The organism is Lentzea sp. NPDC037011, assembly GCF_055607425.1.
Window position 1 is genome coordinate 653130 of record NZ_JBVJRT010000005.1, and the last position, 14446, is coordinate 667575.

Genomic DNA, 14446 nt, shown 5'->3' on the forward strand with positions numbered 1-14446 from the left:
CGGAGCGCGCGTTGAGCACGAGCCGTGCGTCGGGCTCCGTGCGCGCGTTGAGTACCGGCCATGCGTTGACCGCCGTGCGCACGTCGAGCACCGGCCGCGCGTTGACCGCCATGCGTGTGTTGACCACCGTGCGCGCGTTGGCCGCCGTGCGCGCGTTGGCCGCCGTGCGTGTGTTGACCGCCATGCGCGCGTCGACCGCCATCGTCCCGAGCCCGCTCCCCACCCCAAGGGCAGGCGGTCATGACCGTCAGCCCCTTCGAGATCGCCGAAGCCCTCGGCCTCAACAAGCCGACCCCCGAGCAGGCCGAGGTCATCGCCGCCCCCGCCCGCCCGGCCCTGGTCATCGCCGGCGCGGGTGCGGGCAAGACCGAGACCATGGCCGCGCGGGTCGTCTGGCTGGTGGCGAACGGGCTGGTCGAGCCGGACCGCGTCCTGGGCCTGACGTTCACCCGCAAGGCCGCCCGTCAGCTCGCGGACCGGGTGCGGGCGCGGCTCAGGCGGCTCGCCGGCTCCACCCTGCTCGACGACCTCGACCCCAGCGGCGAGCGCAAGATGGCGGTGTTGACCGGCGAACCCGTCGTGCTCACCTACCACGCCTACGCGGGGCGGCTCGTCACCGAGCACGGGTTGCGGCTCCCGGTCGAGCCCGGGGTGCGGCTGCTCACCGAGACCGCGGCGTGGCAGCTCGCGCACCGCGTCGTGTCGACGTGGGCCAAGGACCTCGACACCGACAAGGTGCCCGCGACCATCACCGGGTACCTGCTCTCGCTCGCCGGTGAGCTGGGTGAGCACCTCGTCACGCCCGAGCAGTTGCAGGACCACGCCGCGCGGCTCACCGAGCTCGTCGAGAACGCCCCCAAGGCGCCGCGGCAGCGGGACGCGTTGCCCGAGAAGCTCAAGGAGATCGTTGCGGCGCAACGGTTGCGGGTCGCGTTGCTGCCGTTGCTCGACGCCTACCAGCAGCGCAAGCGCAGGGAGGCGGCGCTCGACTTCGCCGACCAGATGTCGCTGGCGGCGCAGCTCGCCGGGTTCCCCGAGGTCAGCGAGGGCGAACGGGCCCGGTACGGCGCGGTGCTGCTCGACGAGTACCAGGACACCGGGCACGCGCAGCGCGTGCTGTTGCGCAGCCTCTTCGGTGAGGGCGCGCCGATGCCGGTCACGTCGGTGGGCGACCCGGCGCAGGCGATCTACGGCTGGCGCGGTGCGTCGGCGGCGAACCTGCCGCGGTTCGCGGACGACTTCCCGCCGACGACGAAGTTCGGGCTGCTGACGAGCTTCCGCAACCCGCCGGAGGTGCTGGAGCTCGCGAACGCGGTGTCGTTGCCGTTGCGGGAGGCCGGTCTCGACGTCGAGGAGCTCAAGGCCCGTCCGGGTGCGGGGCCGGGGGACGTGCGGCTCGCGCTGCACGCCGACATCCGCCAGGAGCTCGACTGGATGGCGGACAACCTCGCGGCGCAGTGGATCGCGCACCTCGACGCGGAGGGGGCGCCGCCGACCGCGGCCGTGCTGGTGCGGCGCCGGTCCGACATGGCGGCGATCGCCGCGGCGCTGCGGGAACGCGGGCTGCCCGTCGAGGTCGTCGGGCTCGGCGGGCTGCTCGACGAGCCCGAGGTGCGGGACCTGGTGTCCGCGCTGCGCGTCCTCGTCGACCCGCTCGCGGGCACGGCGGCCGCGCGATTGCTCACCGGCTCGCGCTGGCGGCTCGCGGCGCGCGACCTGGCCGCGTTGTGGACCAGGGCGCGGGACCTGGCCGGTGTCCAGTCACGACAGTCCGCCGTGGACGATCCGCTGCTGGTGATCGCGGACGCGCTGCCGGGGGAGCACGCCGAGCAGGCCGGGCTCGCCGACGCGCTGGACGACCCCGGCGACCCGGACGCGTACTCGACGGACGGGTACCGGCGGATCCGCAGGCTCGGCGGTGAGCTGGCGGCGATCCGGCGCAGGCTCGACCAGCCGCTGCCGGAGCTGGTGGCGGACGTCGAACGGACGTTGCTGCTGGACATCGAGGCCATGTCGCGGCCGGGCATGGTCGGCCGCGCGCACCTGGACGCCTTCGCCGACGTCGTCGCGGACTTCGCGGCCGCCAGCCCGTCGGCGACGCTGCCGTCGCTGCTCGACTACCTCTACACCGCCGAGCACGCCGAGGACGGGCTGGAGCCGGGCGAGGTCGAGGTGTCCGAGGACCGGGTGCAGATCCTGACCGTGCACTCGGCGAAGGGCCTGGAGTGGCACATCGTCGCGCTGCCGCACCTGGTCAAGGACGTGTTCCCGGGCCGCAAGAAGTCGTCGTGCTGGTTGAAGGCGGTCACCGAACTGCCCGCCGACCTGCGCGGTGACGCGCAGGACCTGCCCGAGCTGAAGCTCAGCGCCGGCCAGAACCGCAAGGAGGTCGACGAGGCCCTCACGATCCACGCCGAGGAGTTCGAGGACCGCAGGCAGGTGGAGGAACGACGGCTGTTCTACGTCGGCGTCACGCGTGCCGAGCACAGCCTGCTGCTGTCCGGCCACTGGTGGGGCGAAGCGGGCGACAAGCCCAAGGGCCCCTCGGTGTTCCTCACCGACATGCACGCGGTCCTGCAGCGCGACAACGCCCCTGGCGACATCAGCGTCTGGGCCGACGAACCCGAGCCCGGCACCCCGAACCCGCTCGCCGAGGACGTGAAGGCCGCGCAGTGGCCCGCCGACCCGCTGGGCAAGCGCCGTGACGCCGTCGTCGAGGGCGCGGAGCTGGTGCTGGCCGCGCTCGACCGGCTCCGCACCGCACCGCCGGAGCCGCTGCCGCTGATCTTCGAGCCGGAACCGGAACCGGAGACCCCCGCCGACGAGGACTACCCGCCACCGGACGAGCCACCGGACGAGGACTTCCCGCCCGAGCCGGAACCGCTGCCCGACGACGTGGTCCCCGACGACCCGGAGCTGCCGGAGGACGCCGACCCCGAGGGCTGGGCCGCGGACGTCGACGTGCTGCTCGCCGAGCGGGCCGCCTCGATGAACCGGCGTGAGCAGGTCCTGCTGCCCGACCACCTGAGCGTGAGCCAGCTCGTCGAGCTCGCCAAGGACCCCGACCTGCTCGCCCGCAGGTTGCGGCGGCCGCTGCCGTTCCCGCCGAACCCGCTGGCCCGCCGCGGCACCGCGTTCCACACGTGGCTGGAGAACCGCTTCGGCGCCACCCGCCTGCTCGACATCGACGAGCTGCCCGGCGCCGGTGACGCCGACGCCTCGCCCGACACGGACCTGGACCGCCTCAAGGAGGCGTTCCTGAGCAGCCCGTGGGCCGACCGCACCCCGCACGACGTGGAGGTGCCGTTCGAGGCGGAGTTCGACGGGATCTCGGTGCGCGGCCGCATGGACGCCGTCTACCGGGACCCGGACGGCTGGACCGTCGTCGACTGGAAGACCGGCGCGGTGCCGGACGACGAGGCGCTGCCGGCGTTGTCGGTGCAGCTCGCCGCGTACCGGCTGGCGTGGGCGGCGCTGGTGCACGAGCCGCTGGAACGGGTGCGGGCCGCGTTCCACTACGTCCGGCACGACCACACGGTGCGCCCGGCCGACCTGCTGGACGAGGACGGCCTGAAGGCCCTGATCAGGACCGTGGGCTAGGCAGGACCGCGGGCTGACCGAGGACTGCGGGCTGGCTCAGGGCCGGGGCTGGCTCAGGACTGCGGGCTGGTCCCGGCCGGTGCGTGCGAGGCCTTCAGCACGCGTTCGTAGAGCACTTCGAGCAGCCACCGGCCGAACAGCGACGGCCCGAACTCCGGTGAGCGGTCCTCCGGCGGCACCATCAGGTCGGCGGAGTGCTCGTCCGCGACCACGACACCGATGCCGTAGTAGTCGAGCTCGATGAACGACCACGCCTGCGACTCACCGGTCCGCGGCAACATGACCGCACACGGCGCGAGGGTCAGCAACGTGCCGCACGACTGGAGCGCCCGGTCCGTCGTCGACTCGCTGACGAGCACGCCGACCAGTTCCACGGCGGCAACGGGCAGGCGGTCGTGCGCGGCCGGCTCGAACCAGGAGCGGAACCACGACGGGTCCGCGCGCGGCGGCCAGCCGTTCTGGGTTCTCCACTCGTGGACCTCGGGCAGCAAACGCACCACCGCGGACACCTGCTGGCCGAGCACGGCGACGTCCGGAACGGCGACCCCGTCCCAGCCGAGCGCGGCCGCGGCGCGTTGCAGAAGCGTTTGCACAGGGCGCATCCTAAGGTTTCTCGCGCAAGAAATGACAGCGTTTGCCGACACCCCGCCACTCACCACCGGGGGTGGTCAGGGCGACGACTTCGCCACTTTCCACGCCCATGCCACAAGAGGGACCTGCAACGGCAGGCGACCGTAGGCAATTGCCTTGGCTTTGGGTGATTTGTCCCGGAAATCGAGAGCCATCTTCACATTTGCCGGGAACACCGCGACGAACAGCGCCGCGGCGGCGAGACCGCCGAGCCTGCGGGTGCGGGGTGCGGCGACGGCTGCCGCGACGGCGAGCTCGGCCGCGCCCGACGCGTACGTCCACTGCCGCGGGGTACCGGGCAGCGCACGCGGAACGATCGCGTCGTAGTACTTCGGCCTGGTGAAGTGGGTTGCCCCGGCCAGCCCGAGCAGTGCGGCGAGCGCCAACGCCGATCGCGCTCGGGAACGGTTCGGTTCCATGCCGTCACCCTGTCATGCCTGCACCGCGTAGGCGAGCGCGGGCTGGCCTATTGTCCTGCGGCGTGGCAGGTGATTCTCATCATCCAGAACGGTCCGCGGTCGCCGCGCTGGCCGAGGAGTTCGTGGCCGGGCTCAGCGAGTGGCTGACCATCCCGTCGATCGGCGTCGACCCGGCGCACCACGCCGACGTGCACCGATCCGCCCGGTGGCTGGCCGATCGGCTCAGCGTCGACGGGTGGCCGCAGGTCGAGGTCTGGGACCACGGTCCGGCGCTGCCCGCGGTCTACGCGTGCTGGCCCGCCGAGGACCCCGGCGCACCGACCGTGCTGGTCTACGGCCACCACGACGTGCAACCGGTGGACCCGGTGGAACGCTGGCACCACCCGCCGTTCGAGCCCGTCCTCAGCGGCGACGAGCTGCGCGGGCGGGGTGCGAGCGACGACAAGGGCCAGGTCGCGATGCACCTGCTCGCGGTGAGGGCGCACCTGTCCGCGACCGGGCAGAATGCGCCGAGCGTCACCCTGAAGCTTTTCGTCGAGGGTGAGGAGGAATCGGGTTCCCCGCACCTGCGAAAGCTCCTCGAAGACCACGAAAGCGATCTCGGATGTGACCTCGTCGTGTTCACCGACACGGCATTGCACGATCGCGACGCACCGACGGTCAACACCGGGCAACGCGGTGTTCTCGGCGGTGAGATCACGTTCTTCGGCGGCATCGACGACGTCCATTCCGGACGCGCGGGCGGTGCGGTCCCGAACCCGGCGACGGCACTCGCGCGGTTGGTCGCGGCGCTGCACGACGAGCACGGCCGCGTTCAACTCCCCGGTTTCTACGACGACGTCCGCGAGCCCACCGAACGGGAACGCGCCGACTACGCCGCGCTGCCGTTCGACGAGCGGAAGTGGCTCGCGGCCAACGGCGGCGGCGCGCAGGCGCTGTCCGGCGAACCCGGCTACACCACGTTCGAACGGCTCTGGGTCCGCCCGACCGCCGAGGTCAACGGCCTGTCCGCCGGGTACACCGGACCCGGCCTGAAGACGATCATCCCGGCGGCCGCGACCGCGAAGGTCAGCTTCCGGCTCGTGCCGGACCAGCTGCCGGAGAACGTCGCCGACCAGTTGCGCGAGTTCGTCGCGAAGCACACGCCCGAGGGCATCAGGGCCGAGGTCAGCTTCCGCGGCACGGGCGTGCCGCCGTACGCGATCAGCCCGGACGACCCGGCGAACGAGGCCGTCCGCGAGGCGTTCGAGCTGGCCTTCGACCAGCCGGTGCGGTTCGCACGGGCGGGCGGGTCGGGGCCGGCGGCGGTGCTGCAGGCGTGGCTCGGGGTGCCCCTCGTGTACCTCGGCGCGACGTTGCCGGATGATCGCGTCCACGCGCCGAACGAGCGCGTAGTCGTGCCGTTGCTCCTCAAAGGCGCGGAGGCGGCCGCTCACCTGTGGCGGATGCTCCCCGAGAGGTTGACCCGATGAGCCTGTCTGACGAGGCCTCGCACTCGCTCGTCGGCGTGGTCAGGATGCCGGACCAGGTGCAGAGCCCGGTCCGCGCGATCCTCAAGCGCGTCGTCGGCGCGATGGCCGCGTTGCTGCTCGCGGTGCTGATCGTCTACCTGGACCGCGACGGCTACCGCGACGTCAACGAGGACGGCGTCTCGCTGCTCGACGCGTTCTACTACGCCACGGTGTCGCTCTCCACGACCGGCTACGGCGACATCACGCCCGCCTCGTCCACCGCGCGGCTGGTGAACGTCCTCGTCATCACGCCGCTGCGGGTCCTGTTCCTGATCGTGCTGGTCGGCACGACACTCGAAGTTCTCACCGAGCGCTCCCGTCAGGCGTTGCGCATTCAGAAGTGGAGGCGGGTCGTGCGGGACCACGTGGTGGTCGTCGGTTACGGCACCAAGGGGCGGTCCGCGGTCGCGGCGCTGCTCGGTGACGGCGTCGACCCCGGTTCGATCGTCGTCGTCGACACCGTGCAGGAGTCGCTCGACGCGGCGACCGCCAAGGGGCTCGTGGTCGTGCACGGCTCCGGTACGCGCAACGACGTGCTGAGGGTCGCCGGCGCGGCCCGTGCCCGCGCCATCGTCGTCGCCCCGAACCGCGACGACACGGCCGTGCTGATCACCCTCACCGCCCGCGAGCTCGCACCCAAGGCGCAGATCGTGGCGTCGGTGCGGGAACGGGAGAACGAGCACCTGCTCAAGCAGTCCGGTGCCGACTCGGTCGTCGTGTCGTCGGAGACGGCCGGCCGCCTGCTGGGCATGGCCACCGCGACGCCGTCCGTGGTGGCGATGGTGGAGGACCTGCTCACGCCGGACGCGGGCCTGGCGATCGCCGAGCGCGACGTCGAACCGGGCGAGGTGGGCGGGTCGCCGCGGCACCTGTCCGACATCGTGCTGGGCGTCGTGCGGGGCAAGACGCTGTACCGCGTCGACGCACCGGAGGCGGACGCGATCGAGCCGGGTGACCGGCTGCTCTACGTCAAGAAGGTGACCCCGGCCGGGGAGTAGGGAGCACGGCCGGTGCGCGCAGCGGCGCGTAGCGGAAGAGGAACGCGTAGAAGCCGCCCGCCAGCGCTGCGAGGCACAGCAGCAGCGCGGTGAGGCGGCTCGCCATCGGCATCCCGGCCGGGACCGAGGCCGCGGACTGGACCGTGCCGGTGTTCCCCGCGGACATCACGACCTCGACGGTCTCGCCCTTGCGGTGGCCGCACCCGTCGAGCTTGGCCTGCTCCTTCCGGCCGTCGGCGTCCCACTCGACGGTGTCCATGCCCTGGCCGCAGGAGCCGCTCTCGACAACGGTCGCGGTCACCCGCCTCGGGGGCTCCGCCGCTCCCAGGACCCTGGTGGGCACCAGCAGGGCGACCGCGACACCGATGCCCACCAGTCCTACGACCAGCAGGATGAACACCCATCTGTCCGGGCTTCGCGGAACCGCCACACTGCGATGTTCGCAGACGCGGCGGCCCGCGTGGGAGACCGGTTTTATTTCGGCAGCTGACGCAACTGATCGACCTTCACGGTCTTGCCGTCGGACACGGTCCCGGTCACCGCGACGAGGTCGCCGTTCTTCGGCTTCTCGTTCACGGCGGACAGGTCCAGCGGCGTCTGCAGGCCGTCGACCTGGATCAACGTGGCGTTGTCGCCGTTGACGTCCTTGACCGTGCCCTGCGCGCGCGCCTTGGCGAGGGCCACGTTCAGCGCCTTGCCGTCCTTGGCGCGGACGGTCACCCGCTGGTCGGTCTTGAGACCCGCGAGGTCACCGCCGCGCAGCTTCGTGCCGCTGTCGGTGGTCAGCGACACCTCACCGCCGTCGTCCCTGGTGATGGTGAGCTTGCCCGTCTCGACCGCCTTGACCCGGCCGACCACGAGCGTGCTGTCCTTGAGGTTCTGCGCCTTGTCCCGGCCGTGGCCCTTGCCGGGGCCGCCGGGGTGGCGCTCGGCGAACGCCGCCGGCGGGCCGTCGGGGTTGTCGGCCGCCGTCGCGACCGCGATGCCGCCGACGGTGAGCCCGGCGGCCGCGACGAGGGCGCCGGCCCACGCTGATTTCTTCGACATGCGCCCAGCGTGCGCGCGAAGCCTGAATCTGAGCTGAAGGTGGGTCGCCGACTTCGCGGATGATCAGCAGAATGGGGAGGTGTCCGCCAGGGTGTTGGTGATCGAGGACGCCGAGGCGATCGGCGCCGCCGTCTCGTCCGCGTTGCGCGAGTCGGGCTACGAGGTGCAGCACCGCCTGGACGGGCGCCAGCTGGAGGCCGACCTCGGCCGCTTCCGCCCCGACCTCGTGGTGCTCGACGTGATGCTGCCCGGCCGTGACGGCTTCCAGCTGCTCGAGGTGATCCGCCGCGCGTCCGGCGCGGGCGTGGTGATGCTGACCGCGCGCGACGGCGTCCCCGACCGGCTGCGCGGCCTGTCCGGCGGCGCCGACGACTACGTGGGCAAACCGTTCGTGCTGGCCGAGCTGGTGGCGCGGGTGTCGGCCGTGCTGCGCAGGCTGGGCCGCACGCCGTCGACGGTGCAGGTCGGCGACCTCGTCGTGGACGCCGACGCCGGTGTCGTGATGCGCGCCGACCAGCCGATCGAGCTGACCGCGACCGAGCTGCGCCTGCTCGTGTACCTGGCCGCCCAGCGCGGCCGGGTGGTGTCGAAGACGCAGATCCTGACCGCCGTGTGGGGCTACGAGGACTACGACCCGAACCTGGTCGAGGTCCACGTCTCCGCCGTGCGCCGCAAGCTGGAGGAGCACGGACCGCGGCTGGTGCACACCGTGCGCGGCCTGGGGTACGTGCTGCGGGCCGAGGAGTGAACCTGCGCCCGGCGTCCCTGCGCACCGTGTCGCTGCGGCGGCGCGTGGCCGTGTCGGTGCTGCTGGTGCTGATCGTCGTGATGGTCGCGCTGGTGATCTCCGTCGACCGCACCTTCGCCCAGCAGTCCACGAAGGACCTCGGCACGGTGGCCATGGAGACCGAGAACCGCGCCGTGCAGATGCTGCGCAGCGGCCGCCCGCCCCGCCAGATCGCGAAGGACCTGTCGCGCAACAACATGCGCGTGAAGCTCCGCTTCCCCGACGGCCGCGAGTTCGGCGAGACCCCCGACGAGGCCTCACCGGGCCGCCGCGAACGGACCGCGCAGGGCGTGAAGGTCACCGTCGACGCCGACTACGGCGCCATCTCGGCCGCCCAGGGCCGGCTGCGCAAACTGCTGGTGCTGCTGGGCCTCGGGGCCGTGGTGCTGGTCGGTGCCCTGCTGTTCTTCGTGGTGCGGCGGGCGCTGGCCCCTCTGGACGCGATGACGTCCCTGGCCCAGGCGATCGCCGCCGGCCACCGCGGCGGCCGGCTGAACCCCTCACGCACGGACACCGAGCTCGGCCGCACCGCGGCGGCGTTCGACGGCATGCTGGACTCCCTGGAGGGTTCGGAGCTGCGCACCCGCCGGTTCGTCGCCGACGCCGCCCACGAACTGCGCACCCCGATCACCGGCGTGCAAGCGGTCGCCGAAGCGCTGGTGCAGGCCCCCGTGGACTCGCCGGACCGCGACCAGATGTCGTTCCTGCTGGTCCGCGAAGCCCGCAGGGCCGGCCGGCTCGTCGACGACCTGCTCGCCCTCGCCCAGCTCGACGCCGGCTACGAGATGCAACGCGAACAGGTCGACCTGCTCGCGCTCGCCGAAGCCGAGGTGGCGCGCACCCGGTTCGTGGCACCGGACTTCGACATCGCCGCCGAAGGCGTCCCCGCGGTCGTCGTCGGGGACGGGCAGCGGCTGGCCCAGGTGCTGGCCAACCTCGTGGACAACGCGCGGCAGGCGACCGGTCCACACGGGACCGTGCGGATCCGGGTGGACCTGACCGGGTTCACCGTCTCCGACAACGGGCCGGGGGTGCCGGACGCGGAACGCGAGCGGATCTTCGACCGGTTGGTGCGGCTGGACGACGCACGGGACCGGCGGTCAGGGGGGTCCGGGCTGGGGCTGGCCATCGCTCGGGGGGTGGTCCGGGCGCACGGTGGGGAGTTGAGCTGTGAGCCGGCCAGCGGCGGGGCGGTGTTCCGGGTCGTGCTGCCGCGGGCAGAGGGCACGCCTGCTGCGCAGCCCTCGGCCCAGCCGGGCTGAGGCGCCTCGCCTCCGGCTCGGTCGGGAACCGGTCAGGAGACCTGCGCGGGCGGAGCCGCGAACGTGTTGCAGGCCGAGGTCGAGTTCGCCGTGAACCCCGCACCGGCCCACTGGGCCTGGTTCTTCGCGGAACCGTGCGCGTTGTCCTCCGGCTTCTCCTCGATCGCGTACTGGAAGTCCTCCTGCGCCTGCCTGGCCAGCGACGGGGTGACCGAGCCGCGACCGGAGACGGCGGTGAGGAACATGCCCGCGAAGCAGTTCGCCTGGAGTTCGACGCGGCGCGACATCTCCAGGCCCGCCGGGGTCCGCTCGCCCGCGTCGGTGATCTTCAGGTCGGCTGCGCGCAGCAGGCCGGTGAGGGCCTGGACGTGGTGGCCGTACTCGTGGGACAGCGTGGCGAGGTGGGTGGCCGGGGCCTCGCCGCCGCCGTTGGAGCGCAGGCGGGAGGTCGGCATGTAGATCGTGTGGTTGCGGCCGCAGTAGTAGGCGACCGCGTGGTCGGACTCCGGTGCGGCGCCGCAGGGGCCGTCGTGCAGGACGGGGGAGGCGTCCAGGAGGGGCTTCTCGAACGGCATGTTCGCCGCGGTGAGCAGCGGGCCCCAGGCCGCGTCGAGGCAGGCGACGCCGGCCGCGTAGTAGGCGGCCAGGGCCGGGTCGGAGGTGCCGAAGCGCGGGAGGTCGCAGGTCACCTCGGCCAGCGGCGTGGGCTTGAGCAGCAACGGGTGGTCCGCCAGGCGCAGGACCGCGCGCGGGCGGATCGGGGTCGAGGGGTCCGTCGTCGACGGTTGGGTGAGCGGGCGCGAGGACTCGGCCAGAGCGCGGCCCGCGACGACCTGCGGGCCCGTCAGCTGGCCGATGCCCAGGACGAACGCGACCACCAGCGCGAACACGCCCGCGAGAACGAACGGGTTGTTCCCCGCCGGTTGGGTCACGTGGTGCGCCTTTCGCTAGGAGACGTACTGGGCCTGCGACGCCCAGGTGTTGCACTGCGACGCCTGGTTCGACGAGTAGCCCTGCCGCACCCAGGCCGCGTTGTTCTGCGGTGTGCCGTGGTCCTTCGTGGGGTAGATGTCGTAGTCACCCCGGTTGCCCGCGTCGTTGAGGCCCGTCTGGATCACGTCCATCGGGACCGCGCCGTGGGACAGCGGTGCCAGCGTCATGCCGCCGAAGCAGGTCGCCTGCAGCTCCATCCGGCGGTTCAGGTCGAGGCCCTTCGGAGTATCCCACCCTCCCGCGTCGTACTGCGCGCGGTCCGAGGCCTTGAGCATGCCGGTGAGCCACTGGATGTGGTGGCCGTACTCGTGGGCGAGCTGGCCCAGGTACTTGCCGGGGTGGTTCGGGTTGTTCGGGTTGCGCTCGGAGGCGTAGGCGTTCGCCGTCCAGTAGATGCCACCCTGGCAGTAGCGGGCGGTCGAGTCCGGGCGCACGGTGCCGCACGGGTACTGCACCGACTCGGTCACGATGTGCAGCTCGACGGGCTGGTACGGCATGTTCGCCGCCTGCATCGCGGGCTTCCACATCGCCTCGATGCACGGCAGGGCCGCGCGCAGGTAGCGGTCCTGGCCAGCCGGCGAGTAGTCCATCGCGGGCAACGGGCAGCTCGCCAGGCGGTTCGCGCCGATGTTGGGCTTCAGGAACGGGTGGTCCGCCAGCGCGTACACGGCCTTCGGGCCCACGGGCGTCGACTGGGTCGACGGCGCGCGTGACGGGGCCGACCGCGACGGGGCCGTCGTTCCCGTCGTCGTCTCCGCGGTGGGCTCGTTGCTGAACGTCGGGCTGTAGGTCGTGTAACCCGAGTAGCCCGCGTCCTTGACCTTGCTGTTCAGCGTCGCCGCGAACAGGCCGATCGCGCCCAGGCCGAGGATCACCACGCCACCCAGCACGAGGGCCACGATCGGGCCGTTGCTCTTCTTCCGCGGCGGAGGCGGATACGCGCCGTAACCGCCCCACGAGGGCTGCGGCGGCGGCATGACCTGGCCGGGAGGAGGCCCGTACGGACCGGGCGGCGGGCCGTAGTGCCGCGGCGGCGGGCCCATCGGGCCACCCATCGGTGGCGGGCCCATCGGCGGCGGCCCCTGAGGTGGTGGGCCTTGGGGCGGCGGGCCCTGGGGCGGCGGGCCCATCGGCGGTGGGCCCTGCGGCGGTGGGCCCTGCGGCGGTGGGCCCTGCGGGGGCATGCCGGGCGGTGGCCCGTAAGGCGGACGCTGCGGTTGCCCGAGCGGTGCGGGCATGGGCGGCGGGCCGACCGGGCGCGGCGGCGGCCAGTTGCCCGGTGGCGGTGGTTGCGTCATCGCCTGAGGTCCCCCCAACGGTGAGCCTGGGTCGGTTACGAGCATAGGCGGACGGGATCTGCACGTCCCCCGACCGGGCTAACGCGTCCCGCCCACCTCTGTGGGACGCGTCGCACGGGGTGTCGGTTCACGTGCCGTCCGCCGAGCTCGTGTCGCAGGCACGGCGGTGGTGCCGTCATCGTCGGAAATCCCCCGGATGGCGCCTGGTGCGAACAGCGCCAGAGCTTATGGGGACTCCGCTATTGTCCGCAGCCGTGTTGAAAAACTGGGGCCTGGCGCTCTTCGCCGCCACCGCGCTGGCCACCGCGGTGCCCGTCGGCGCGGCGGCCGGTGCGCTCGCGCAGCCGCTGCCGGGGACCGTCAGCACCGAGGTGCGGATGAAGCTGGAGCGCGACGCGCGGCTCTCCGTCACCGAGAAGGTCCACGTGCCGGACGGGAAGACCGTCAACCGGACCGTCCCCTTGCGACTCGCGGTGGGCAACGACCTGGAGCGCCAGTTCACGATCACCGACGCGAAGGTCGAGGGCAGGGGCAGCGCGACCGTCAGCGGGGACGAGCTGACGCTGCGCCTGGAGGGCGGCGACGCCACCGTCACCTACACCGTCGGGGGCGCGGTCGCCCCCGTCGGCGACGCGCTGGAGGTCCGCTGGCAGGTCGCGGGCGGCTGGGACGTCGAGCTGGACAAGGTCTCCGCCACGTTCTCCGCGCCCGACTCGCCGACGTCGGTCAACTGCCTCGCCGGCCCGGTCGGCTCGTCGCAGCCGTGCACGAGCGCGGACCTCGCCGACGGCAAGGGCGTGCGGGCGCAGGAGATCAAGCTCGCCGCGGGGGAACGCGTCGACGTCGCGGTCGGGCTGGCCGCCGGTGTCGTGCCCGCGAACGCCGTCGTGGTCGAGTCCTCCGGGCTGGCCGCCGCGTTCGCGCTCACCCCGGTCAGCGGTGCCGCGCTCGGCGGGCTGCTGCTGCTCCTGTTCGGCGGCGTCGCCCTGCTGTGGTTCCTGCGCGGCCGGGACGCGGCGGCGCTCGCCGGTGACGTCGGCGCGGTCAGCGTGCTGGTCCGCGACCAGAACGACCGGGTCGCCTTCGCCTCACCCGATGGTGTGCTGCCCGGCCAGGTCGGCACGGTCGTCGACGAGCACGTGGACGTCGTCGACGTGACCGCCACCGTCATCGACCTGGCCGTGCGCAACTACCTGTGGATCGCCGAGACGAGCCAGGAGGGTGGTTTCGGCCACGACTGGCAGATCGTGCGCCGCAACCCGGCCGACGCCTCGCTGTCGGGCTACGAGCGGGCGGTCTACGAGGCGCTGCTGCCCGCCGGCGCGGACGCGGTGACCGTGTCCGAGCTGCGCGGCCGCGGCATCGACCTGGCACTGGTCCGCGACCGCCTCTACGCCGACGTGGTGGAGAAGCGCTGGTTCGCCCGCCGCCCGGACTCCGAGCGCAGCCTGTTCTGGTGGGTCGGTGTCGTGGTGGCGGCGCTGGGCGTCGTGGCCACGGTCGCGCTCGCGCTGACCGTCGGCAACGCCCTGTTCGGCCTGGCCGTCGCGGTCGCCGGCGTGGCGCTGGCGTTCGGCGCCCGCTCGATGCCCGCCCGCACCAAGCGCGGCAGCGAGCTGCTGGTGCACGTCCGCGGCCTGCGCGGGTACCTGCACGGCGTGACGCCCGACGACGTGCCGGAGGAGGACCGCGAGCTGGTGTTCTCCCGGTCGCTGCCGTACGCGGTGGTGCTCGGGGAGACCGAGCGGTGGCTTGCGACGTTCGGCCGGCAGGACCTCTACTGGTACGGCGGCGCGACCGACTTCCGGCGCAGCTTCCCGGCGTTCCTCGGGGCGCTCGACGGCGTGCTCGCCCAGGCGGGCCACCTGCGATCGCTCCGGGCGCCGAACCCGTAGGCTGGC

Annotated in this window: 13 protein-coding genes; 6 read left to right on the top strand and 7 right to left on the bottom strand. The window is 72.8% G+C overall.

The features are described from left to right. A partial coding sequence (locus ACZ7CH_RS18700) for a hypothetical protein (RefSeq protein WP_470374407.1) occupies positions 1-202 on the bottom strand: 202 nt, incomplete at its 3' end. Positions 203-240: 38 nt separating this feature from the next. Between ACZ7CH_RS18700 and ACZ7CH_RS18705 the strand changes: the two genes are divergently transcribed. Continuing rightward, the gene (locus tag ACZ7CH_RS18705) at positions 241-3600 is read left to right on the top strand and encodes an ATP-dependent helicase (protein WP_470374408.1); all 3360 of its coding nucleotides are present in this window, start codon (positions 241-243) and stop codon (positions 3598-3600) included. Positions 3601-3653: 53 nt separating this feature from the next. Here the strand turns inward: ACZ7CH_RS18705 and ACZ7CH_RS18710 are convergent, their stop codons facing one another. Together ACZ7CH_RS18710 and ACZ7CH_RS18715 are read right to left on the bottom strand one after the other, a co-directional pair. Beyond that, positions 3654-4193, bottom strand: a complete 540-nt coding sequence (locus tag ACZ7CH_RS18710; protein WP_197289137.1) for a hypothetical protein — start codon at positions 4191-4193, stop codon at positions 3654-3656. A gap of 75 nt (positions 4194-4268) precedes the next feature. Then, positions 4269-4649: a DoxX family protein gene (locus ACZ7CH_RS18715; protein ID WP_360386387.1), complete on the bottom strand. Its 381-nt coding sequence runs from the start codon at positions 4647-4649 to the stop codon at positions 4269-4271. 62 nt (positions 4650-4711) lie between these two features. Here ACZ7CH_RS18715 and ACZ7CH_RS18720 point away from each other — a divergent pair, with 62 nt between their 5' ends. Together ACZ7CH_RS18720 and ACZ7CH_RS18725 are read left to right on the top strand one after the other, a co-directional pair. Further along, complete coding sequence (locus ACZ7CH_RS18720; protein WP_470374409.1) at positions 4712-6121, top strand: M20/M25/M40 family metallo-hydrolase; 1410 nt, start codon at positions 4712-4714, stop codon at positions 6119-6121. Then, on the top strand, positions 6118-7158 hold the full coding sequence (locus tag ACZ7CH_RS18725) for a potassium channel family protein (protein WP_360386391.1): 1041 nt from the start codon (positions 6118-6120) through the stop codon (positions 7156-7158). Before ACZ7CH_RS18720 ends, ACZ7CH_RS18725 begins: the two co-directional genes overlap by 4 nt. On the opposite strand, the gene ACZ7CH_RS18730 is transcribed toward ACZ7CH_RS18725, so the two are convergent. Together ACZ7CH_RS18730 and ACZ7CH_RS18735 are read right to left on the bottom strand one after the other, a co-directional pair. Beyond that, complete coding sequence (locus ACZ7CH_RS18730) at positions 7130-7558, bottom strand: hypothetical protein (protein WP_360386394.1); 429 nt, start codon at positions 7556-7558, stop codon at positions 7130-7132. The genes ACZ7CH_RS18725 and ACZ7CH_RS18730 overlap by 29 nt on opposite strands. Positions 7559-7632: 74 nt before the next feature. Beyond that, a complete protein-coding gene (locus ACZ7CH_RS18735) occupies positions 7633-8205 on the bottom strand; it encodes a single stranded DNA-binding domain-containing protein (protein WP_360386396.1) in 573 nt (190 codons plus the stop codon). A 79-nt stretch (positions 8206-8284) separates the two neighbouring features. On the opposite strand from ACZ7CH_RS18735, the gene ACZ7CH_RS18740 reads away from it, so the two are divergent. Beyond that, a complete protein-coding gene (locus tag ACZ7CH_RS18740; protein ID WP_053739297.1) occupies positions 8285-8953 on the top strand; it encodes a response regulator transcription factor in 669 nt (222 codons plus the stop codon). Then, complete coding sequence (locus tag ACZ7CH_RS18745; RefSeq protein ID WP_470374410.1) at positions 8950-10254, top strand: sensor histidine kinase; 1305 nt, start codon at positions 8950-8952, stop codon at positions 10252-10254. The genes ACZ7CH_RS18740 and ACZ7CH_RS18745 overlap by 4 nt, the downstream gene beginning before the upstream one ends. A gap of 32 nt (positions 10255-10286) precedes the next feature. On the opposite strand, the gene ACZ7CH_RS18750 is transcribed toward ACZ7CH_RS18745, so the two are convergent. Both ACZ7CH_RS18750 and ACZ7CH_RS18755 read right to left on the bottom strand, forming a co-directional pair. After that, positions 10287-11186, bottom strand: a complete 900-nt coding sequence (locus ACZ7CH_RS18750; RefSeq protein ID WP_360386401.1) for a neutral zinc metallopeptidase — start codon at positions 11184-11186, stop codon at positions 10287-10289. Positions 11187-11201: 15 nt separating this feature from the next. Further along, the gene (locus ACZ7CH_RS18755) at positions 11202-12290 is read right to left on the bottom strand and encodes a neutral zinc metallopeptidase (RefSeq protein ID WP_360386403.1); all 1089 of its coding nucleotides are present in this window, start codon (positions 12288-12290) and stop codon (positions 11202-11204) included. Positions 12291-12799: 509 nt separating this feature from the next. On the opposite strand from ACZ7CH_RS18755, the gene ACZ7CH_RS18760 reads away from it, so the two are divergent. After that, positions 12800-14440 carry a DUF2207 family protein gene (locus tag ACZ7CH_RS18760; protein ID WP_458429256.1) on the top strand — a complete coding sequence of 547 codons (1641 nt, stop codon included), beginning with the start codon at positions 12800-12802 and terminating at the stop codon, positions 14438-14440. Positions 14441-14446: the final 6 nt, after the last annotated feature.

What these genes read in the sequence shown, in the direction of transcription:
- ACZ7CH_RS18705 (WP_470374408.1), top strand. Translation starts at nt 241, where the DNA reads ATGACCGTCAGCCCCTTCGAGATCGCCGAAGCCCTCGGCCTCAACAAG.
- ACZ7CH_RS18715 (WP_360386387.1), bottom strand. Translation starts at nt 4,649, where the DNA reads ATGGAACCGAACCGTTCCCGAGCGCGATCGGCGTTGGCGCTCGCCGCA.
- ACZ7CH_RS18725 (WP_360386391.1), top strand. Translation starts at nt 6,118, where the DNA reads ATGAGCCTGTCTGACGAGGCCTCGCACTCGCTCGTCGGCGTGGTCAGG.
- ACZ7CH_RS18735 (WP_360386396.1), bottom strand. Translation starts at nt 8,205, where the DNA reads ATGTCGAAGAAATCAGCGTGGGCCGGCGCCCTCGTCGCGGCCGCCGGG.
- ACZ7CH_RS18755 (WP_360386403.1), bottom strand. Translation starts at nt 12,290, where the DNA reads ATGGGCCCGCCGCCGCGGCACTACGGCCCGCCGCCCGGTCCGTACGGG.